Source organism: Streptomyces sp. NPDC000151 (assembly GCF_040301705.1).
In the GTDB taxonomy this organism is placed as follows: Bacteria; Actinomycetota; Actinomycetes; order Streptomycetales; family Streptomycetaceae; genus Streptomyces.
In genome coordinates this window covers 55,790-76,952 of record NZ_JBEPFC010000006.1, presented here as the reverse complement: position 1 = coordinate 76,952, position 21,163 = coordinate 55,790, and the positions used below count along the sequence as shown (strand labels likewise).

General features: G+C 66.5%; 18 protein-coding genes and 1 pseudogene. 13 read left to right on the top strand and 6 right to left on the bottom strand.

Going from position 1 to position 21,163, the window contains the following annotated elements; genetic code table 11:
- Window positions 1-467: 467 nt before the first annotated feature.
- Together ABT381_RS03755 and ABT381_RS03750 are read left to right on the top strand one after the other, a co-directional pair.
- Window positions 468-1,010, top strand: coding sequence for a hypothetical protein (locus tag ABT381_RS03755; protein WP_351587232.1), 543 nt, complete (start codon window positions 468-470; stop codon window positions 1,008-1,010).
- 415 nt (window positions 1,011-1,425) lie between these two features.
- On the top strand, window positions 1,426-1,560 hold the full coding sequence (locus ABT381_RS03750) for a LuxR C-terminal-related transcriptional regulator (RefSeq protein WP_351587299.1): 135 nt from the start codon (window positions 1,426-1,428) through the stop codon (window positions 1,558-1,560).
- Between the two features lie 19 nt (window positions 1,561-1,579).
- On the opposite strand, the gene ABT381_RS03745 is transcribed toward ABT381_RS03750, so the two are convergent.
- Entirely contained in the window at window positions 1,580-2,233 is a 654-nt protein-coding gene (locus tag ABT381_RS03745) for a response regulator (protein ID WP_351587230.1), read from the bottom strand.
- Window positions 2,230-4,227 carry a histidine kinase gene (locus tag ABT381_RS03740; RefSeq protein ID WP_351587228.1) on the bottom strand — a complete coding sequence of 666 codons (1,998 nt, stop codon included), beginning with the start codon at window positions 4,225-4,227 and terminating at the stop codon, window positions 2,230-2,232. Before ABT381_RS03740 ends, ABT381_RS03745 begins: the two co-directional genes overlap by 4 nt.
- A gap of 747 nt (window positions 4,228-4,974) precedes the next feature.
- Between ABT381_RS03740 and ABT381_RS03735 the strand changes: the two genes are divergently transcribed.
- From ABT381_RS03735 to ABT381_RS03715, 5 genes are read left to right on the top strand one after another with little or no spacing between them, the layout of a single operon-like run.
- Entirely contained in the window at window positions 4,975-5,103 is a 129-nt protein-coding gene (locus tag ABT381_RS03735) for a keywimysin-related RiPP (RefSeq protein WP_351587226.1), read from the top strand.
- 16 nt (window positions 5,104-5,119) lie between these two features.
- The gene (locus ABT381_RS03730; protein WP_351587224.1) at window positions 5,120-6,976 is read left to right on the top strand and encodes an asparagine synthase-related protein; all 1,857 of its coding nucleotides are present in this window, start codon (window positions 5,120-5,122) and stop codon (window positions 6,974-6,976) included.
- Between the two features lie 26 nt (window positions 6,977-7,002).
- The gene (locus tag ABT381_RS03725) at window positions 7,003-7,239 is read left to right on the top strand and encodes a lasso peptide biosynthesis PqqD family chaperone (protein ID WP_351587223.1); all 237 of its coding nucleotides are present in this window, start codon (window positions 7,003-7,005) and stop codon (window positions 7,237-7,239) included.
- A complete protein-coding gene (locus ABT381_RS03720) occupies window positions 7,236-7,748 on the top strand; it encodes a lasso peptide biosynthesis B2 protein (protein ID WP_351587222.1) in 513 nt (170 codons plus the stop codon). The genes ABT381_RS03725 and ABT381_RS03720 overlap by 4 nt, the downstream gene beginning before the upstream one ends.
- Window positions 7,735-9,588, top strand: a complete 1,854-nt coding sequence (locus ABT381_RS03715; RefSeq protein ID WP_351587220.1) for an ABC transporter ATP-binding protein — start codon at window positions 7,735-7,737, stop codon at window positions 9,586-9,588. The genes ABT381_RS03720 and ABT381_RS03715 overlap by 14 nt, the downstream gene beginning before the upstream one ends.
- 665 nt (window positions 9,589-10,253) lie before the next feature.
- Here the strand turns inward: ABT381_RS03715 and ABT381_RS03710 are convergent.
- From ABT381_RS03710 to ABT381_RS03700, 3 genes and pseudogenes are all read right to left on the bottom strand, one after another.
- A pseudogene (locus ABT381_RS03710) lies at window positions 10,254-10,989 on the bottom strand (transposase).
- Between the two features lie 190 nt (window positions 10,990-11,179).
- On the bottom strand, window positions 11,180-11,560 hold the full coding sequence (locus ABT381_RS03705; RefSeq protein WP_351587218.1) for a hypothetical protein: 381 nt from the start codon (window positions 11,558-11,560) through the stop codon (window positions 11,180-11,182).
- A gap of 526 nt (window positions 11,561-12,086) precedes the next feature.
- Window positions 12,087-12,761 (bottom strand): response regulator transcription factor, encoded by a 675-nt coding sequence (locus tag ABT381_RS03700; protein ID WP_351587216.1) that lies wholly within the window; start codon window positions 12,759-12,761, stop codon window positions 12,087-12,089.
- 245 nt (window positions 12,762-13,006) lie between these two features.
- Between ABT381_RS03700 and ABT381_RS03695 the strand changes: the two genes are divergently transcribed.
- The 5 genes from ABT381_RS03695 to ABT381_RS03675 all read left to right on the top strand — a co-directional run bounded on the left by ABT381_RS03695 (window position 13,007) and on the right by ABT381_RS03675 (window position 19,452).
- Entirely contained in the window at window positions 13,007-14,989 is a 1,983-nt protein-coding gene (locus ABT381_RS03695; protein WP_351587214.1) for an ATP-binding protein, read from the top strand.
- 764 nt (window positions 14,990-15,753) lie between these two features.
- Window positions 15,754-16,656, top strand: a complete 903-nt coding sequence (locus ABT381_RS03690) for a hypothetical protein (RefSeq protein WP_351587212.1) — start codon at window positions 15,754-15,756, stop codon at window positions 16,654-16,656.
- 82 nt (window positions 16,657-16,738) lie between these two features.
- Window positions 16,739-17,116 carry a hypothetical protein gene (locus tag ABT381_RS03685; protein WP_351587210.1) on the top strand — a complete coding sequence of 126 codons (378 nt, stop codon included), beginning with the start codon at window positions 16,739-16,741 and terminating at the stop codon, window positions 17,114-17,116.
- Complete coding sequence (locus tag ABT381_RS03680) at window positions 17,113-17,781, top strand: response regulator (RefSeq protein WP_351587208.1); 669 nt, start codon at window positions 17,113-17,115, stop codon at window positions 17,779-17,781. Before ABT381_RS03685 ends, ABT381_RS03680 begins: the two co-directional genes overlap by 4 nt.
- Before the next feature lie 570 nt (window positions 17,782-18,351).
- Window positions 18,352-19,452: an NADH:flavin oxidoreductase/NADH oxidase gene (locus ABT381_RS03675; RefSeq protein ID WP_351587206.1), complete on the top strand. Its 1,101-nt coding sequence runs from the start codon at window positions 18,352-18,354 to the stop codon at window positions 19,450-19,452.
- A 97-nt stretch (window positions 19,453-19,549) separates the two neighbouring features.
- Here ABT381_RS03675 and ABT381_RS03670 read toward each other — a convergent pair whose 3' ends face one another.
- Window positions 19,550-20,656, bottom strand: a complete 1,107-nt coding sequence (locus tag ABT381_RS03670) for an alkene reductase (RefSeq protein ID WP_351587204.1) — start codon at window positions 20,654-20,656, stop codon at window positions 19,550-19,552.
- Window positions 20,657-20,742: 86 nt separating this feature from the next.
- Between ABT381_RS03670 and ABT381_RS03665 the strand changes: the two genes are divergently transcribed.
- The gene (locus tag ABT381_RS03665) at window positions 20,743-21,153 is read left to right on the top strand and encodes a MerR family transcriptional regulator (protein ID WP_351587202.1); all 411 of its coding nucleotides are present in this window, start codon (window positions 20,743-20,745) and stop codon (window positions 21,151-21,153) included.
- Window positions 21,154-21,163: the final 10 nt, after the last annotated feature.

The following is a 21,163-nucleotide window of genomic DNA, read 5'->3' as shown; positions in this document are numbered from 1 at the left end:
CAAGGGTCGCGCTGACGCCGAGTCGCAGGCCGCGTGCAGCGCGCTGCACGAGTGGTACTCGTCGACGGCGCCTACGCGTCTACAGCCCGACCGGAACGCCGTCGTGGCGATCCGGACCAGGTGGCACCCGGACGACTTTGCCGGCCGACGGCTGCAGGAGGAGGGCCGCGCCGAGGACGGCGGCCGGTGGAAGGTCGTGCACCTGCCCGCGTTCGCCGACCCCAAGTTCGGGCCCCATCCACTTGTCCGGGAGCACGGGGAGCCGCTGTCGCACCCGAAGATCCCCACCCGGGGCAAGCCGGCGCTACGGACGTGGTGGTCGGGCTTGAAGAAGACGTCCATCAACCGGGTACCGGCACGCCCTGTACCAGGGCGACCCGCAGCCCGCAGAGGGCGCGCTGGTCTCCGAGGAGCTGCTGCGCCTGCTCCTGGACACGAGCAGCAAGGTCGAGGCTCAGAAGATCGCTGTGGCGATCGACCCGTCCGGCGGTGGCCGCGACGTCGTCGGCGTCGTCGGTGGCTTCCTCGGCGACGACGGCCGCGTGTGGGTCACGCGCGAGGTATCGGCGCCGGTGTCGTCGGCCGACTGGTCCACCGCGGCCTGTCTCCTCGCGCACGAGACGGACGCGGCGATCATCTACGTCGAGTGGAACTTCGGCCGGGACATGTGCGGTCTGGCCATTCAGACCGTGTGGGAGAAGCTGCAGAACGACGGCGAGATCCCGAAGGAGAAGCTGATGCCGGCGGTTCAGCCGGTGCGGGCCAAGCAAGGCAAGCTGCTCAGGGCGGAGCCGGTCGCACAGTTGATGGTCCAGGACAAGATTCGGTTCCGGGGCGTATTCACCGACCTCGAACGCGAGTGGATCACGTGGATGCCCACCGACCCGGCCCCGCCGGGCCGGATCGACGCCTCCGCGATCCTCGCGTACGGCCTGATCCCCGAGGCGAATAAGAGTGCCATTGTGCACGCGCCGCTCGCCCAGGCCCCGCAGCCGTCCGGCCGGCCCTGAGGGAGGGGCGCAGCGTTGGTGTACGGCCGCCGTATCGGAGGGTGAGAGGTGGCGGGACGGTGCACCTCGGACAATAACCAGCGAATACGCCCGGCCGCCGCGGCCCTGGGCGCTCGAACGTTGCGTATGACTCGGCGCGTGAGGGCTCGCGGTCGTAGTCGGTGCCCTGCTGTCCCGCTGACTGTGCCTTCCAGGAGGGCTTGAGGCACTGCGAGCGCGGTGAAACCCTCGTGGGAGCAGGCGTTACTGCGCCTGGCCTACGGCGCCTTTCTGCGCCGCGCCGGCAAACGCCGTGCAGCGGTCCGACAGCTCGAAGCCGCCCGGGAGACGTTCCACCGACTTCAACCCACACCGTATGTGGATCGGTGTGAAACAGAGCTGACGGCCCGCGGCCGAGCGACTCGCAGCGCGCGGGCTGTCCAACCGCCAGATCGCCCGGGAACTCGTCCTCAGCACCAAGACCATCGAGTATGACCTCAGCAACGCCTATCCCAAGCTCGGCATCAGCTCCCGTATGGGGTTGCTCTTCCGGCTCCCACCGGAGTCATGACGCACTGCGCAGGAGCCGATCACGTGAGGCCGGCGTCCCGGGCTCGTGCCACGACGGCGGCTCGGCTGTTCACGCCGAGCTTGGTGAGGATCACGGAGACGTGGTTGCGTACGGTCTTCTCGGACAGGTACAGCTGGCGGGCGATTTCGTGGTTGCCGCAACCGGTGGCTATCAGGCGCAGTACCTCCCGTTCGCGTTCAGTGAGCTCGGGGAAGACCTGGGCGGCGTATTCCTGTTCCGCGCTCGTGAAGAAGGCGGCGATGCGGCGGGCCACGGGCCGCCCGTAGACCGCGTTGCCCGCTGCGATGGCCAACACGGCACGGATGATCTCTTGGCGGTCAGCGCCCTTGAGGAGATACCCACCGGCTCCCGCGCGCAGAGCGCCGAACAGAGCTTTGTCCTCCTCATGCATGGTGAGGATGAGCACGCCGGTACTGGCATGGCGGGCGAGTATTCGAGCCGTCGCCGCAGCCCCGTCCAAGCCTGGCATGGCCAGGTCGGTGATCACGACATCCGGAACGGTACGGTCAACAACGAGAAGCAGGTCGTCACCCGTGGCCGCTTCGCCGATGACCTCGACTTCAGGAGCCGCGGCCAGAGCCGCCGCCAGCCCGTATCGGAACATGGGGTGGTCATCGGCGATGACCACGCGCACGGCAGGGTGTTCGGTCATGTCGCCTCCAGCGGCAGAACGGCGGTGACCACGGTTCCAGGCCAGCCGGCGTCGACGGCGAACGTGCCGCCGAGCGCCGCGGCTCGTCGCCGCATGGACGTCAGACCGACGCCCGGAAGCGCGTCACCTACTCCGGTGCCGTCGTCCGCGACGGTGATGTGCAACGAAGCTCGGTCCCCGGCCTCGGGATCGGCGGATACCGCGAGCGTGACGACAGCACTGTGGGCGTGCGCGTGGCGGACGCAGTTGGTCAGGGCTTCTGTCACGATGTGGTAGGCGGCGGCCTCCACATCCCGTGGCAGGTCGGGAAGTTCCTCCGCGAGGACTTTGACGGGCAGGGCTGGTTCTATTGTCCCGGCCTGGCGGTGGATGGCGGCGACGAGCCCCACCGCGTCCAGCACCGCCGGTCGGAGACCGTCGATTATGCGGCGGATCTCCTGCACTGCGGCGTCCACTTCGGCGCGGATACGGAGCAGCAACACCTGGCACCGGGAGTCGTCCTTGCTGTTGAGGAGGTCGGTGACCGCCTGCAGCCCGAGGCCGACGCCGGACAATGAGGGGCCGAGTCCGTCATGCAAGTCGTGACGGAGTCGCACGCGTTCGCTGCGAACGGCTACGTACACGCGGTCCCGCTCGTGTTTGAGAGCCTCCGTCAGGCTCAAGGCCAGTACGAGTACGGCTATTTGGGAGGAGAGCGCCTGGAGTAGCTGTCTAGCCGAGCGAGTGTAGTACCTACGCGCGTACGGGGGATCCAGGCGCAAGGTGCCGACGTCCCGCCCGCCGACGCGCAGAGGGAGAGCCTGCCCGGTCGCGGGGCTCCCCACGGCGCTCAGCAACCGCCCGTCAGGCGCCAGGACGGCGACTCCCGACGAGCGTACCGACTGCATGATGGCGACGAGCGCGGCCGGCAAGAGGTCGGTCTCTTCTGCTGCTGCGACACGTCTGCCCAAATGTGTCATGGCACGCAGAGGATCTCTGTGTGCGCCGTACACGAAGCGCTCGACAGCCCGTTGCAGCCGGTCCCGAGCCGGCGCGAAGAGCATGGTGACCAGAGTGGCGCACACGACACCGGGCAGCGGCCGCCGGTCGAAAGCGGCGCCCACCAGGGCGCTGATGGCCATGTACACAAGGATGATGGCGGCAGTCAGCAAACCGTAGACCAGACCGCGACGCAGCAGGATCTCGACGGCGGACATCCGGTAGCGCAGCATCCCGATGGCCACCGCGACCGGCAAGAAACAAGATAACGCGGCGAGTACGAGCGCCGCTTCCTCGCTCAGCCGCCCCACTGTGATGGTGCTGGCGAGGGAGGTCGGTGCGGCCGCACTCACCAAGAGGGCCAGTCGCTGACGGTGCGGCGGCTGCGCGCGCATCAGGCGCAGCAGCGTTGCCGCCCAAATAGTGACCATGGATACGGCCACCAGAGGCAGGCACACGGCCATCAACAGGACGGTGATGGTCGGCCCGGGCAGGCGGACCGGCGGTTCGAGCCCCGGAAAGAAATATCGGTAGGTGCTCGGATCGAAGGCGGCGGTGACCGTCAGCAGGGCCGTCCCCATCAGCGCCCCGGCAACCGGCCATCGCCACCAGCGTGCCGGCAGCCGGCCGTCGGGATACACGGCCAGCAGCACCGACTGCGGTATCAGCCAGCCAGGAACGAACAGCCCGCAGGTGAGGAAGGCGGATGCAGAGGCGCCGGGCCAGGGCGGATCGGCCACGATCGCTCCGTAGCCACCATATGCTGCGGGCCCGAGGACCAAGGCAGCGTTGCTGCCGAGCACGATCCACCCCACGACATTGTGCGGGCGGAGGGTGGCGAGGACGGCACCCGTCACAGCCCACAGCAGGGCCGCGGTGCCCACTACCGCCACATACCGTGTGCTCGTGGCGGGCCCGACCGCGCCGGCTCCGGGCAGGGTACTCACCCAGAGCGCGAAACCCACCGCAGCAGCGCTCAACAGCGCCGCCGTCCATGCCACAGCACGGGCCGTCATCTCTTCAGTTTGCCGTTCTTCCGCTCCCTGGAGCCATACACAATGTCCCGGGCGCTTCGGGAAAAGTGCCCGACCGGTACAGGACTTCGGTTCTGAAGGGGTTCATGGAAACCAGGACTCGAACGGCGGCAAGGGAGGCGCACGCAGGGCCGCCGAAGAATCTGTTGCACGAATCAGAGCGCCAGCCGTGATCGCGCATCTTCAACTACCGAACCCGCGCATGGGATAGGCATCGCGCCGTGCTCACTGCCGTACTGAGAGCACATCGATCCCGAATGAATCCGTCAGACCCAGGCGCGCCGGGCGCTCGCTGCTGAGGCACGGCGCCAGTTTGTGAACCGGTGCCGGCTTCTGCCATTGGCGGCCGGGCGCCGAGGCCATCTCATCGGGCAGCTCGGCGCCCCGCCGTAATCCCAGACTGGTGCGCCTGGTCGGCGGGCACATGGGGCAAGGGTCCTGACCGTCGCAGGCACTTCTCCCGGAGCCACGTCAGCCCTTGCAGGCAGGTACCGAACAAGCGGGCGGTAGCCAGAATTTGAGCACCCGCTCAGGGCCCCGCTCTTCCGGGCAATGTCCCTCGTCACTCGGGACCTCCGCCTCATGCGGACGGGTAGCTGGGCGATGGACAGTGGCTTCGCACAACAGGCCGCCCACCAGGACCGCACACACGGCGGCGCGGGGGGAAGCGCAAGCCCTGCGGCCCTGGTGCAGCGGCCCCCGGCCGAGATCGAAGGAGGGAGGTGCACGATGCGCAACTCAACGTACGAGATCCCGACGCTGGTGAAGGTTGGTTCCTTCACCAAGCTGACACGAGGCCAGTACCACTGCTGCCACAGGGACTCCTGCCACGGCGGCTACCGCAAGGACAGCCACTGAGCTCGATAGGAACGCAATGACCCATATCTCTGGGTCGGTGCACGGCGAGGTGTGGTTCGTGGCCCTACCCGACCACGACGCCACCCTCGCCGTGTCCAAATCACCGACCATGTCCGACACCCGGCGAGTCGACTACGCTTCCGGCCGACCCTGGCTTCTGGGCCAGTGGAACGACGAAGCCGTCACCCTCGCCGACACTGGCTCCGTGCGGGTCGCGCTGGTCGGCCGCTGTTCCGTGACCAGCGCGGAGCTGACCGAGGCCATCCGGCCCCTGCACAGCGTGCGCGCCCTGGATCGGCTGCTGCCCCGACTGTCGGGGTCCTGCCATCTCGTGGCGGCTGATGCGAGCGGGTTACGAGTCCAAGGAACGATCACCGGTATCCGGCGCGTCTTCCATGCGCGGGCCGGGGAGGTCGATCTTGCCGCCAGCCGCGCCGACGTTCTCGCCCGTCTGGTGGGAACGGGGATCGACGAGCGCCAGCTGGCGACCCGACTGCTGGTCCCCGACGGCCCGTACCCGCTGCAAGGCCAGTCCCTGTGGACCGGCGTCGATGCCGTGCCGGAGGACGCCTACGTGCACATCAGCGGCGCCCGGCCCGGCACGGTAGTGCCATGGTGGCAGCCGCCCACCCCCGACCTCTCCCTCGCGAAGGGAGCCCTGCGGCTACGCGAAGCCCTCGATGCGGCAGTCACCGCCGCAACACGCGGTGGCGGGAGGCTGAGCTGCGATCTGTCCGGGGGGATGGACTCCACCTCCCTCTGCTTCCTGGCGGCACGCCGGGCGGACCACCTCACCGCCTTCACCTTCTCCACTACCGATCCCACCGATGACGACCCGTACTCGGTGAAAACGGCACTGGCGGCCCTGCCCGAGGTGGAGTGGATCTCCGTCTCCGACGACGAAGCCCCGATGCCGTTCGACGGTGTCAGCGCACCCGGTACGGCAATGGACGAGCCGTTCCTGGGGCTGGAGGACCGCAGCGCCAATCTGGAGGTCGCGCGGCGTCTCTCGGGGCGCTCGCGGATGCACCTGACCGGCCACGGTGGCGACGAGGTATTCGAGTGCCCGCCGAACTATCTGCACGATCTCGCCCGCACCCGTCCTCGCCTGGCCTGGAACCATCTGCGAGGCCACCGATACGCCTACCGCTGGCCGCTGCGCAGCGCGCTGACCGCGCTGGCGGATCGCCAGAACTACGCCCAATGGCTCACCGCCACGATGTCCCGCCTCACCCAACCGCAACCACAGCCCAGCGCGACCGAGGACCTGGCCTGGGGCCTGTCGTCCCGCCTGCCTCCGTGGGCCACCCCACGGGCCGCTGATGCGGTCCGTTCACTTGCCGCCGAGTCCGACGGTGAACCGCTCGCGGACCGCCGCGGAGAGCACGAGACGCTGGAAGGCATCCGCCGCAGCGGCCGGGACGCCCGGCTGCTGGCCTGGCTGATGGCGGACAACGGCCTGCCGATGACCGCACCCCTGCTGGACGACCGTGTGGTCGAGGCATGCCTGGCCGTACGGCCGTATGAGCGCACCACACCCTGGCGTTTCAAACCGCTCATCACCGAGGCGATGCGGGGCATCGTCCCTCACGAGATCCTGCGGCGTACGACCAAGGGCGGCAGCGGCGCGGACGAGCTGGAGTACAAGGGCCTGCGCACACACCGCGCGGAGCTGCTCACGCTCACCCACGACTCCCGGCTGGCCGCCCGGGGACTCATCGACCCCACGCTGTTGCGCCGCATGTGCGCCAGTGGTTTCCTGCCCGGCCTTCCGCCTGCGGCCTTGGCACGCACCATCGCCTGCGAGGCATGGCTGCGCGATGTGGAGGCCGCCGCCAACCGACCGTCAACACACTCAGAAGGGCCGACATGACCACTCGGCTGTCCCCGCATGTATCCATGACGAAGAACGACGACGGAGTCGTGCTGCTCGATGAACGCCGCGGTGACTACTGGCAACTCAACGGCACTGGCGCCGCGGTCCTCGATACGCTGCTGGAGGGCGGCACCACGGCAGACGCGGTCCGCCTGCTCTCCGCGCACCACCGCGTCCCGGCCGATCAAGCGGGTGCCGACGTGAGGCAGCTGATCGCCTCGCTGCGCGACGCACACCTCGTGGAGGTGGAGAAGCCATGAGCGAACCGGACCGGCTCGTGTCCGCTGCCCCCGCCACGACGGTGCGCCCCGCCGCCCCGCAGCACGACCGGAGCGCCATGGCGCTTCACCACAAGGTGGCGGCACGCGCGGCGGTGGGTGCGGCACGCTTACTGGCACGGCAGTCGCCCGCACGTATGCGTGCTGTCCTCATGGTGTTGCGCCACGGTGCCGCTCCCGCCACATACCAACAGGCCGGCCGCGCCAGGCGGGACGTGGTGGCAGTGAGCCGAGTGTGCGCGGGGGAGGGGTGCGTGCCCCGTTCACTCGCCACCGCTCTGCTGTGCCGGGCCCGGGGCGTATGGCCCACGTGGTGCGCCGGGACACGGACCTATCCCTTCAGCGCACACGCTTGGGTCGAAGCCCAGGACCGGCTCGTGGACGAGCCGCCCGGCACCGATCGCTACCGCGTCATCATGCGCGTCGCAGCACACCGTCCCGACCGAGCTGCGTCGCCGACGAACGCGGAGGCGAGCAATGCCCGGTCTTGACAATGGGCACCCGCACGAGGAGGTGGGCACACGTGGGCCGAACGCCGACAGCGGGCTCGCAACGCAGCGCAGCGCTGTTGATCTTGTGCCCCTCCGGACACTTCTCGCCACCGCGCGCGGCCACGGCAGGGTCATCCTTCTCGCCCTGGTGCTCGCGCTGGCCGCCTCCGCGTTCACCTTGGCTCAGCCGGTGCTGGCGATGCGTACCGTCGACGCCACCCGCACCGGCGACGGCCTCGGCCCGCTCATAGCGCTGCTTGCCCTCGTATTCCTGGCGCAGGCAATCACTGAGGCCGTCGCGCACTACCTGCTGCAGCGCGCCGGCGAAGGCATCGTCCTGGGGTTGCGGACCGGACTCGTTTCTCGTCTGCTGCGGTTGCGGATGCGGACGTACGACAACCACCGGGTCGCCGACCTGATCTCCCGCGTCAACGCCGACACCACCTTGTTGCGCGACGTGGTCGCCTACGGATCGGTGGACGTGCTGTCCGGGATGCTCATCGTGACCGGGACGACGATCATGATGCTCTGGCTCGACCCCGTCCTCTTCGCTTGCGTCTGCGCCGTGGTTGCCGTCGCGGCCGGTGTCACCGCACTGGTGCTCAGGGGAGTCCGGACTGCCACCGAACAGGCGCAGGACAGCATCGGCAGCATGGCGGCCGACCTCGACCGGGCCATGTCCGCCATCCGCACCGTCAAAATCAACCACGCCGAGGCCCGCGAAACCCGGCGCATCACCGAACAGGCGCGCGCAGCCTGGTGCGCGGGGGTGCGCGTCGCCAAACTCGATTCCGTGGTGAGTCCCGCGATCGGACTCGCCGCCAACGGCTCCTACATCCTTGTCCTGGTCGTGGGCGGTGTGCGGGTCGCCCACGGCACGCTCTCGCTTTCGCAGCTCGTGGCGTTCCTCCTGTATCTCACCTATCTCGCCTTACCGTTGACCGACCTCTTCGGGGCCGCGAGCCTGATGCAAAGGGGCCGTGGCGCGCTCAAACGCATCGAAGACACGGCCCGTCTGCCTGTCGAGGACGGTCCGGAACCGGCCGTTCGCCATGCCCTTCCCCGCCCCAACGGTGCTGTAAGGGCGCAGGTGTTGGATGGGGCGAGCGGGTCCGTATTGGAGCTGCACGACGTTCACTTCGCGTACCGTGACCGCCCGGTCCTGCAGGGCGTCTCTCTCACCGTGCCGCACAACTCCCGCACGGCCCTCGTCGGTCCGTCCGGAGCCGGGAAGTCGACCATCTTCGCCCTCATCGCCCGCTTCTACGACCCCGACCGGGGCACGATCTTCCTGGACGGGCAGGACACCAACAGCACCCTCACCCGAGCCGGCTGTCGCGCCCGCATCGGCCTGGTCGAACAGGACGCCCCTGTCCTCCACGGCACTTTGCGCGACAACCTCAGTTACGGCGTCCCGCAGGCCACCGACGCCGAACTACTTCGCGTCATCGAAATGACCAACCTGGACGAGCTGGTCCGCAGGCTGCCGGCCGGTCTCGATACCCCGGTCGGCGACCGAGGAGCGCTCCTGTCCGGCGGTGAACGCCAGCGCGTGGCCATCGCCCGCGCGCTGCTGCCCCGGCCTTCCCTGCTGCTTTTGGACGAACCCACCTCACACATGGACTCCGTGAACGAAGCCGCACTGGCCGAGACCATCGAGCAGGTAGCCGCCGACGCGGCCCTGCTCATCATCGCCCACCGCATCTCCACGGTCAGCTCTGCGGACCGTATCGTCGTCCTCGACGCCGGACACGTCCGTGCCATAGGCACCCACCAGGAGCTCCTCCGTACCAGCGACCTCTACCACCGGCTGGCCCAGGGACAGCTCTTCGATGCCTAGGAGATCCGACCTGGGCTGCTTGTACGGGTGGCGCCCCAGGCACGGGGGCGGTCCCACCGAGAGACAGGGACTGCGGGGCCGCCGTTCCTGGCCGTACGCAACGGCACCGCCCCCGGTTTTTGCCTGCGGCCTGCTTGCCCGGTGAGATCTCGACGACATGACTGCCTGGGCGGCCGACCACGGACACGAGGCCTTGGAAGCGGCCGCTGGCTCACGGGTAATTGCCCGGGTAGCGGGCGGAGTGGAGCGGCTTGGCTGAGTCGCAGTGTGGCCGGTGATCGACTGCCCAGGGATTGCCCATCTCGGCCAGGAGCCGACGCAGTTCGCCAGTCGTACACGGTACGTCAACACGGGCTGCTTGCCGTATTCGTCGTAAGTCGACCCCACATATGTGGGTCATCGGGTGGGAGCTGGGAACACGGGGGCGCTGGTTCAAATCCTGTCGTCGCAGCGATGTTGACCATCGGGTTTCCGGCAACGCCCGACCTGCTGGCGTCATTTGCCGCCAGGCGATGGCAGGCGGTCCGTCTGCCCGGTCCCTTGCCATCCGAGCTCTACCTGGTGGCGCTATGCCAGCGGTTCGCGTGGTTCCACCGCAGCAGGCGCACCGCGACGGGCTAACTGCGTGTTTCGCTCTGGGGGGTGTGTTTGCTTTGCTCCCATGGTTAGGTGTCGCGCCAGTTGAGGGTGGTTGCGCCAGTGAGGCGGTGGGTCATGAGGTCGATCATCGTGAGGTAGGTCACGGCTTCGGAGCGGTGTGGGTGGGTCTCGTAGTCGCGGGCGAGACGGCGATGGTGCATGGGCCGGCCGAAGGTGCGCTCGATGGTCCATCTGCGGTTGGATGACCGTGAATCCGCGGATGCCGGAGGGCCGCTGGGTGGGGTGGACGTCGATGACAAGGCGGGTGCTGTGGTTGATGGCGGTGATGCGGTACAGCAGATGGGTGCCGGCGGCGGTGTCAGAGACGCTGGCGGCGGTGACGAGCACGTTCAGCAGTAGGCCGAGGATGTCTGTTCCGAGGCGGCGCTTGCGCCCGATGATGCGCTTGCCTACATCGGTGTCCTGGTCGCGGCGAGGCACGTTGGCGGAGGTCTTGACGCCTCTGGGAGCCTAGGAGACAGGCCGACGGTTCGCCGCTGCGGCCGTCGGTCTCGGGGACCAGGCGTCGCAGCAGGCCGGTGAGCTGCTCGAACACCCCGTCTTGTTGCCAGTGGGCGAAGTAGGCGTAGGCCGTCTGCCAGGGCGGGGAGTCGTGAGGCAGGTACCGCCAGGGGATGCCGGTGCGTTCCACGTAGAGGACGGCGTTCAGTAGGGCGCGCAGGTCGCGTTCGGGCGGCGGCCGATGGCCAGCCTGCGGCGGCGGCGCTTGGCCCACCAGGCGGTCAGGACGGGCTCGATCAGCGCTCAGCGGGCCAAGGCCCGCAGGTTGGCCGGTTTGGGGGCCAGACAGGACGAGCCGGACCGGAAGCGACTCCCTCCTGCCGCACCGCATGCCGAACTCCTGACCCGTCCCACCGGCCTCAATCTCTGAGCGGGAAGAACCGCAATGCTTCTCACCTTTCATGGGTGAAACGCTCAGTTAGATGTTGTTTCACAACTGATTCGTATGCAGTTCACGCAATCCCCAACCCTCCCGCTCTCCCGGCTCTCCGAACCGCACTGCACCAGATCGCACGAGAAGCTGCCGTAGGTGATTGTCATCGAAGCCACCGATACGTGCCTTTATTTGTTGAAATGACCGCTTCTTCCATTTGGGGTGACAGAGAAGATTCTGGATCGCTTCCTCTGCCATGAATTCCGTGCGCAATTCCATGCGCAGTCGGTTTTCATGAGCTTGCATCTCCCGCTCCAGCCGCTCTCTCTGGCTGACGAGCTCACTCCGGAGGCGAACCCGGTTCATGCGGTAGGAGAGCCAGATCCCGAATGTGGACACTGCAGCTGCGATGAGCGCCGCTATGATCTTGTCGTCCATGTGCCGCTCTTCCTTCAGCAAGCGGGAAAGCCAGGAACTCCAGGGAGTTGCTTGCGCAGGGGCATGCGAATGGTCTGAGGTGCCGCACCAAGCGTGCAGTAGAACGCCCTTGACCGTGGCTCTCGCGAACCCCTACAGAGCCACAAGTGCTTGGTCGCCGTCGAGTGCAGCGCCCAGAGCTTCCCGCAGGCGGGTCCGACCGCGTCCGGAATAGGTACCCCGTTCTCGCGAACTTGCGTTCCGAGACGATCGGGGTCGATGCCGGATCACAGGGAGGTGGGAAATACCTGTGCCCGTGTCCCGAAATCCTCATGCTAAGGGATAGTTTCAAGAACCATCGGTCGCGACCCATCGCATCCCCCCTAATGGTCGAACTTCCTCTGTAGTCATCGTCGGATAAACGCACTGGCTTGGGTAGGGATGAAGAGCGCTCAGCAGGGTCACCGTGGATGCCGCTACCCGGCATATCGTTGGCACCACCTGCCGGGTACTCGATGTCGCCGCAGGCGCGCACGCCTGGCGGCGGTCAGGAAGATCGCGGACTGCCAGGGTGTCCGCGTCCGAGGCCGGCCTCGCGGGCCCGGACGATAGCTTGTGCGCGATCTGCCACCTGCAGTTTCGCAAAGATACTTGAGATTCGATTGCGCACGGTTTTCGGCTGCAGTGAAAGCCGTTGAGCTATGTCGGTGTTCTTCAGCCCTCCCGCCATCAAGTCGAGCACTTCGCGCTCTCGACCGGTAAGTTCTGGGAACGGATGAATCAGGCCACTGCCAACCGCTGTCGAGAAGTAGCTGATGACGCGTTGAGCAATGCCCGATCCAAAAAGCACATCGCCGCTTGCCACAGCCCGGATGGCATGCAGTATGTCGGCCCGCTCGGCGTCCTTGAGTAAGTATCCTCGCGCCCCGGCTTGCATCGCAGTGAATACCCATTCGTCATCTTCGAACATGGTGAGAACAAGGACTTTCGCCTGCGGTAAGGAACTTGCGATGTGCCGAGTTGCTTCTACCCCATCACCATCCGGCATGTGTAAGTCCATAATGATGACATCCGGAGACAGTGAGGTCGCATATTTAACTGCTTGCTCTCCGGTTCCTGCTTCGCCGACCACCTCAAGATCCGGGGCTGATGCGAGCAGGCATCGCAGCCCTTCGAGGAACATCGGATGGTCATCTGCGAGTAGGAGCCTGACCCGATCCATGCCGCCCCCTGACTGGCCCGATTCTCTCTGCGGTCTCCGCAGGTACTTGGTCTATCACATGCCCGGCAATATAGTGGGCTGAGCGCCATACGCACGCTCACATCTTTCACTTACCCGCATCACGATCCTTGCGTGTCAGTGCTCTTGTGCGCCGACACATGCCTGTGATGCGGATGTGGGGACGTCTGGATGAAGGTCACCACATGTCTCGCAGGATGCCTGCTTGGCTCGTCTGGACAGGCTGCTTGCTCATCGCAACGCTCATTGTCTCCACGCTGGTCCTCGACGTTCCCGGACGGCCCCACGATGATCTGCCGGTTCGGTTAGGCAGGGTGACGTACATCGGTACCGCCGTACCGAGCACCTTGATCGGCGCAATCATCACAGCCCGCCGGCCGGGAAATCGCATCGGTATTATGATGATCGGCGCTGGTTTCGCGATCGCGCTGGATCAGTTTTCTTGGAACTATTTCCTGTACGGACATGCGCATGATTTCCCAGGTGCGAACATCGCCGGATGGTTGGGGAATTGCATGTGGACAGTCCCGGTGGCGCTGCTCCTTGCCGCTTTACTGGTCTACCCCAATGGGCATCTTGTCTCCCCCCGCTGGCGGGCACTGGCCTGGGCCACCGGAGCATGGACGCTGGTGTTGCTCTTGCTTGCCGCGCTGGGCGAGGGAGTTTACAGTGGCCCGGCCCTCGTGCCCGCACGGTGGTGCGATAAGTTACTTCCCGAGGCATGGGGAGATCTGGCATCGAAAACCTTCTATGCTTTCCCAGTCCTCTTGGCCGGTGCGGTTTCCTCGGTGCTGGTGAGATACCGTCAGGCCGACGGAGAGGAGCGCGCCCAAATCAAGTGGCTCGCCTATGCAGGCAGCCTAGTGGTGACGGTGTGGTCGTTTCCGCCCTCCCAGGAACTGGGCAGCTGGGCTCGCGTCGTAGCGAATATGGTGCTGTGGACCATCTCGATCGCAATCGGTGTAGCAGTCCTGCGATACCGGCTCTACGACATTGACCGTATTATCAACCGCACTATCCTCTACAGTGCTCTGACCGCTTGCATTGGAGGTGTATACGTTCTTGTCGTCGCGCTACTGGGTGCACTGTTCAAGCAGAGCGAGCGAGGGGCGTTTCTTGCCGCCACGACGGTGATAGCGGTGATCGCCACTCCTCTACGCGCTCGACTGCAACGGGGCGTGGATCGCCTGTTGTACGGTCAGCGCGGTGAACCGTATGCCGTCATCTCCGAACTCGGGGTGCGACTTTCCGCCGCTTTGGCGCCGACTGCCGTCTCGCCGATGATCGTTCGGACAGTTGCCCGCACTCTGAAGCTTCCCTATGTCGCCATCGAGCTGCGTCAGCAGGACGGCTTTCACACAGCGGCCGAGCACGGCACGCTCGGCACGGAGCCGGTGCGGCTCCCCCTCTCCCATCACGGCGAACTGCTGGGCCGGATGGTTCTCGGGCCTCGAGCACCTGGCGAAGAATTCTCCGCCGCGGAGCTCCGCCTGCTTCAGGACCTGACCCGGCAGGCTGGGCTAGCCCTACACAGTGCCCGGCTGACGGCGGACCTGCAACGCTCCCGGGAGCGGCTGGTGGCCGCGCGCGAGGAAGAGCGCCGCCGACTGCGCCACGATCTTCACGACGGCTTGGGGCCGACCCTTGCCGGCGTGGCGTACAAGCTCGATGGCGCTCGCATCACAGTGGAGAACGACGTTCCCCAAGCAGTAGGCCTGCTCGAGGGGTTGAGTGCAGACGTGCGACAAGCCATCGCCGAGATCCGCCGACTGGTTGATGGCCTGCGCCCTCCCGCCCTGGACGAACTCGGTCTGCTCAGGGCCATCGAGACCCATGCCGCGCTGTACACAACGGCCTCGCACAGCTTCCACCCCTTGGCGAAGCGCATTGAGGTGGAGGTGTGCGCCCCGCAGGAATTGCCACCCTTGTCCGCGGCCATCGAGGTGGCGGCATACCGCATCGTGACAGAGGCCCTGACGAATGTCGTTCGCCATGCAGGCGCCGAGCACTGCCGCATCGTACTCGGGCTGGGCAACGACGCCGACTTGCAGCTGGAAATCACCGACGACGGGAAAGGCTTGGCAGTCGACAACTCCCCGGGCGTGGGCCTGACGTCGATGCGGGAACGTGCGGCCGAACTCGGCGGGAGCCTCACGGTCGGGCCCGGCCCTGCAGGTGGCACGCGCGTGGCGGTGTACCTGCCGCGGTAGGAACGGCAGGTACACCGCAGTGACACCAAAGGAGCGTCCCCGACAGCTTCCCGACCAGTTGAGGGCACAGGTCACCTGACGCCGGGACCAGAAGCCACCCACACTACGAGCGCTGGGGCCCCACGGGGGAAACAGAGGGGCCCCAGTGCCCGCGTGAAACCGCAGAAGAACGCGGAGATCCAGGAAAGACAGGCAATGCCGTACAGGCCGGACGCAGGGTTTCGCCGAGCTGGGCGGCCTCGGGATATGCCTGGAAGGTGGCTGGTTTCGGGGCGGCGAAGTGGACGTGGCCGCGTGGGCCATGGTGTGTGGTCAGCCTGTCCCTACGGCATGGATCCTATCGGGCACTCTTGAGCGGCCCTCGTGCGCTCGACATCGGACCACCGGTGCGGGACAGCCGGTGATCGGAAAGCACCGGGCCAGCCCACTTCCCCAACCGAGCCTATTGGGGCCTGCCCGATCGGCGGAACACACGAGGCTCCTCCGTGGTGATGCCCGCGTCACCGGCGACCTCTTCGTGCTCGTGCACCCGTCCGTGGATAGTGCCGTATTCAACGTCGGGGCGGCGCTCTTCGAGATAGTGGACTGTCGCGTTGCGGATGGGCGTGCAACTAAAGGTTGTAGAAGTCGACCAGTTCGGCGGTGGGCCGCTACCCGTGCCCAGCGCGTTCTCGAGCGCTCCTGAGAGTGGATCACCCCGGCACTGCGCAGCAGGTCCCGCGCTTGGTCTTTACAGACCATGAACACAGGACTTGTCTAGGCGCATGACGCAGACATGGCTAGGCATGCCAACTCCACTCGCCAGCGCACTGATCTCTGCTGTGGTGGCACTGGTCGTTTCCATCCTTGGCCCATCACTCAAATATGGATTCGACAAGCGCTTTCATCGGCGTAAGCTCGATATCGAATACGCTTACGAGCAACAGAAAGAGCTACGCAACCGAATCGCCCTCTATAAGGGGCTACTGCTTGAAACAGGTGGTTCCATGAGTAATAGGTTGTGGAATTTTTTTCGACACGAAGGGCATGGGTGGCTCCGGATGAACGGCTCATGCGCCGCGTCTGGCTACTACATCCGGTCCTTTGCGTATCGCATCTTGTGTCTGATTGCTGTCTGTCGCCTCATTGAGCGTCAAGCACTGTTCGTGGACAGTGTTGTTGCGGCAGGAGCAGACAGGAAGTTCATGGAAGCGATGAAGCTGAACATCGCTGTATGGATCAAGGTCGATCTCTACGATGGCCTTGAATACGATGGCGGCAGGGCTACTGATCACTTTCTGCGTGACCGACTGGCCGACATGGCGGATACTTTGTACATAGGTGGGCACCTACTCTCGCTCAGGGAATTTCGCAACCGCTTGGCGGCGGATGATGCCGAATACTGCGTGATCTTCAATTTTCTCGATGGTGCCCGCCGACAGGAGGAGGGGCGCTTTCGTTTTGATCGACTCGTCGCAGTTCAACTGTCTCTGCTCGCCACTCTCAACCGGTTCGGATATGAATACCAGCATGTGCTGCCAGAAACGTTCACCTCAGCTGCTGAGCAGTGCGAGCACCCAGTCATTCTTGTCAATCTCTGTGCTTTGGTGAAGCGCTATCGACTGGAACACGAGGAAGGGTTCCGCGAGATGGTCGCAGCGGCGAGCGCTGCCAGTGCCAGCCGTTGAGTGAAGGGGAAGGCTGGCGCGCTCGTTGGTAGTCCGGTCAACGACTCGCTCCCGCCATCGAACGGCCGGGCGGTCACCGCCATTGCGCAATGAACTGGCCGCGCACGACAGGTCAGCCGCCCCCTCGCGGATGGGCACCGGGTCCGATGCGGCCGGGGTGCTCGCCCGGGCGGCGGCCGAACTGCGCGAGGCCAACCGTGAGCTGCGTACGCTCGCCGAGGGGCTGATGAATGTGTACCGGCACGCCCGAGCCGCGAGTGCCGCGGTCAGGGTGGCTCGCTCCCTGCGAACGCTGGATCTGGAATTGTGGGACAACGGCCTCGGCGGAGCTGACCCCATGGCGGGAACGGGACTGCGCGGATTGAAGGACCGGATCGGCGCGCTGGGCGGCACGTTGACGCTGGATAGCTCGCGGCATGCGGGGACCAGGCTGGCCGTGGAGCTGCCGTGCGCGTCATGATCGCCGACGACTCCGGCCTGCTGCGCCAGCTACTTGCTCAGGTACTCATCAGCCGGGGCTTCGTCGTGGCCGGCCTCGCAGGCACCCCCACGGAGCTTCTTAACCTGGTTGCAGCCGAGCCGCCCAATGTGGTTCTGCTAGACATCCGTATGCCGCCGGGCTACCGAGACGAAGGGATTCGGGCCGCGGAGGCGATTAAGGCCGATCGTCCCGATGTCGGTCTGCTGGTGCTGTCCCACTATGCTGAGACGTCCTATGCGATGCGGCTATTGGAAGCTTCCAACAGAGCGGTCGGCTACCTGGTCAAGGATCGGGTGCAGGACACTGACCGGCTTGTCGAGGCCATCAACAGGGTCGCTGCTGGGGAAATCGTCATCGATCCGGACGCCGTCCAGCGGATGTTGATGCGCCGGAGAACCGTCGATCCGCTGGAGTGTCTGACTGACGGCGAGCGGGACGTTCTGGTGCTAATGGCAGAGGGACTGTCGAACTCTGCCATCGCACGGAAGTTGTGCTGTCGTCCCAAGACGGTCGAGAAGCGGGCCACGGCGCTGTCCCAGAAGCTGAGGTTGCCGCAAGCCGACGCCCCGGAACGGGCCGACGTCAACTTGCGCGTACTTGCCGTCCTCACCTTCCTGCGCAGCGCCGGGGCCGGAGTCGAGTGACGCCTTCGAGTCTCGTTGCTCTGCTCTCCCTTGTACAGCTTGCTCTGTGAGTGCCGATGGTCTTCTTTATCGGTCAATCGGCCTGCCGATCTGTATGGAGGACGTAGCCGAGTCGGTCGCGCCGACGGACGAAAAGGCGAGCGATGTGGTTCTGTCAGGTTGAGACTCTCGGCGCCGGATGCGACCCACCTAGCGTGACGGGTTGGCGGGGAACGATGGGGCGGCGCCGGGAACCGCGGGGACGCACCTGAGCGGCGGGGGTGTCGCTGCTGCGGCCTGAGGAGCAGGCATTCCAGGCATTGCTGGACAAGCTGGCGTAACCAGCAGTCGGGACGGAATCCAGCCTGTCGATCATCAACGGCCGTGAGTGGAAGGTGCAGGCGTTCGCTGTAGTTCAGGCGGCCACGCTTCCGCGCCAGACCGGCGTGACCCGCCTCACCAGGTTCTGTGGTGACCCATAGCGCCCTCGTACGAGAAGTGTCGTAGTTTGACAACCTCCGTACTACGATGGGTATCGTATAAGCCCGGCTTCATTCGGAGCCCCGCCCCGTTCACGTACAGGAGTCTGCTGTGAGCGCACTGTTCGAGCCGATCACCCTTCGCTCGCTGACCATTCCGAACCGCCTGTGGATGGCCGCGATGTGCCAGTACTCGGCGGCTCCGGACGGTGCCGAGCAGGGTGTGCCCAACGACTGGCACTTCCAGCACCTGGCGGCGCGCGCCGTCGGCGGCACGGGCCTGATCATCACCGAGGCCACCGCCGTCAGTCCCGAGGGTCGCATCAGCCCGTACGACCTGGGACTGTGGAACGACACCCAGACCGCCGCCTTCCGCCGCATCACCGACTTCGTCAAGGCGCAGGGCGCCACCGTCGGTATTCAGATAGCGCACGCCGGGCGTAAGGCTTCGACGGAGCGCACGTGGGTGGACCGGGGTGCGCCGATCGCTCCTGGTGAGGGGCATGGCTGGCAGCCGGTCGGGCCGAGTGCACTCGCCTTCGATGAGAAGTCGACGGCTCCCGAGGAGCTGTCGGTAGCGCAGATCAAGGAGATTGTGGAGCAGTTTGCGGCGACCGCGCGGCGGGCGCTGGAGGCCGGTTTCCAGGTCGCCGAGATTCACGGTGCGCACGGCTACCTGATCAATGAGTTCCTGTCGCCGTTCACCAACCGGCGCACCGATGAGTACGGCGGCTCGTACGAGAACCGGACGCGGTTCGCGCTGGAGGTCGTGGACGCGGTGCGTGCGGTGTGGCCCGAGGAGCTGCCGCTGTTCTTCCGGATCTCGGCGACCGACTGGCTGTCGGAGAACGCGGAGGATGAGCGGGAGGGGTGGACCGCCGAGGAGACCGTGCGGTTCGCGGCCGAGCTCAAGGAGCACGGTGTGGACCTGCTGGACACCTCCACGGGTGGCAACGCGCCGGACGCGAAGATCACGGCGGTGCCGAATTACCAGGTGCCGTTCGCCGCGCAGGTGAAGAAGGAGACCGGGCTGGCGGTGGGTGCCGTTGGTCTGATCACTGAAGCGCAGCAGGCCGAGAAGATTGTGGTGGATGGCGAGGCCGATGCGGTGCTGATCGGTCGGGAGCTGCTGCGGAGCCCGTACTTCGCGCAGCAGGCGGCCCGCGAGCTGGGTGCCACTCCGCACGTGGCACAGCAGTACCACCGCGCGTAAGCGGTCTGAGTGATCTGAAACAACAGTGCATGCGGGGGTCGGCGCCTGAAGGGCGTCGGCCCCCGCTTTGCCGTGCGTCAATTTGCCGTGCGTCAAGTCAAGTGGTGGGCAGTGGCGGGTAGTCCGTGTAGCCCGTCTCGCCGCCTACGTACATCAGGTACTTGTCGCGTACGGGGTTGAGGGGGGCGTGGGTGTGGAGGCGGTGGACGAGGTCGGGGTTGGCGAGGAAGGGGCGGCCGAGGGCGATGAGGTCGGCGCCTGCTGAGAGGAGGCGTTCGGACTCGTGCCTGCCGCCGTCGGTGGGGAGGGGGTCGGGGAGTATCGGGTTGGCGATGAGGGTGCTCGGCCAGTTTTTGCGGATGTGCTGGTAGACCGGCTGGTCGGGGTCGGCGAAGGCGACGTGCAGGTAGGCCAGGCCGGCCAGGCCGCTGTCGGCGAGTGCGGTGATGAGTGCCGGGTAGATGTCGTCGGTGTCGCCTTCCTGGACGCCGTTGACCGTGTGGCCGGGGGAGATGCGCAGGCCCACTCGGTCGGGGCCGATCGCGTCGGCGACGGCCCGGACCACCTCGGTCACGAAGCGGATGCGGCGGGCCACCGGGCCGCCGTACGCGTCGGTGCGGTGGTTGGTGTTCTTGGCCAGGAACTGGTGGAGGAGGTGGCCGTTGGCGCTGTGCACCTCGACCCCGGCGAAGCCCGCGGCGCGGGCGTTGCGTGCGGCGGCGGCGAAGTCGGCGACGGTGGTACGGATGTCGTCGGTGGTCATCTCGCGGGGGACGACCGCGGGCCGGCGGCCGCTGGGCGTGTGGATCGTTTCCGGGAGGGGGATCGGCGAGGGCGCGAGGGGCGTCAGGCCGCTGGTGTCGGGATGGCCGACCCGGCCACCGTGCTGCAACTGCAGGAACATCCGGCCGCCCGCGGCGTGCACGGCATCGGTGATCTGCCGCCAGCCGGCCACGTGGGCCGCGTTGTGGATCGCGGTGATGTTCGGGTACGTCTGGCCGACGGCATTCGGCGTGGACGCCTCGGCGATGATCAGCCCGGCGGAGGCGCGCTGCGCGTAGTACGTGGCCATCAGCGGGGTGGGTACGCCGTCGGCGGTGGCGCGATTGCGTGTCAGCGGCGCCATCACCAGGCGGTTCGGCAGGTGGAGGGTGCCGAGGCGGGCGGGGGCGAAGAGGCGGGAGCCGAGTGTTGTGTGCGTCATGCCGGAACGGTAGAAGTTGACATTGGTGTCAGGTTCAAGTCATCGAGGTGGGGGAGAGTGCGCGATGCGGAGGGGGAGGGTGCGCGATGAGGATCGGTGAGCTGGCCCGGCGTACGGGAGTCAGCGAACGCTCGCTGCGGTACTACGAGAAGCAGGGGCTGCTGGTGGCCGAACGTACCGCAGGCGGGCACCGCGAATTTCCCGGCAGCGCCGTCGACCGCGTCATCCGCATCCAGGAGCTCTTCGCCGCCGGACTGGGCAGCGCGAAGATCCGGCAGCTGCTGCCCTGTATGCGGGACGCCGACGGGGGACCGTCCGAGATCGCCACGCCGCGGCTGGTCGCCGACCTCACGACGGAGCGGGGACGCATCGACCGGATGATCGCCGACCTGGTCCGCTCGCGTGACGTACTGGATGAGGTGATCGATGCGGCGGGGGACGGTGACGAGGGACGCCGGGCCGCCGACCGGCAGGGTGAGCACCGGGAAGAGGGATGACCGGATACGC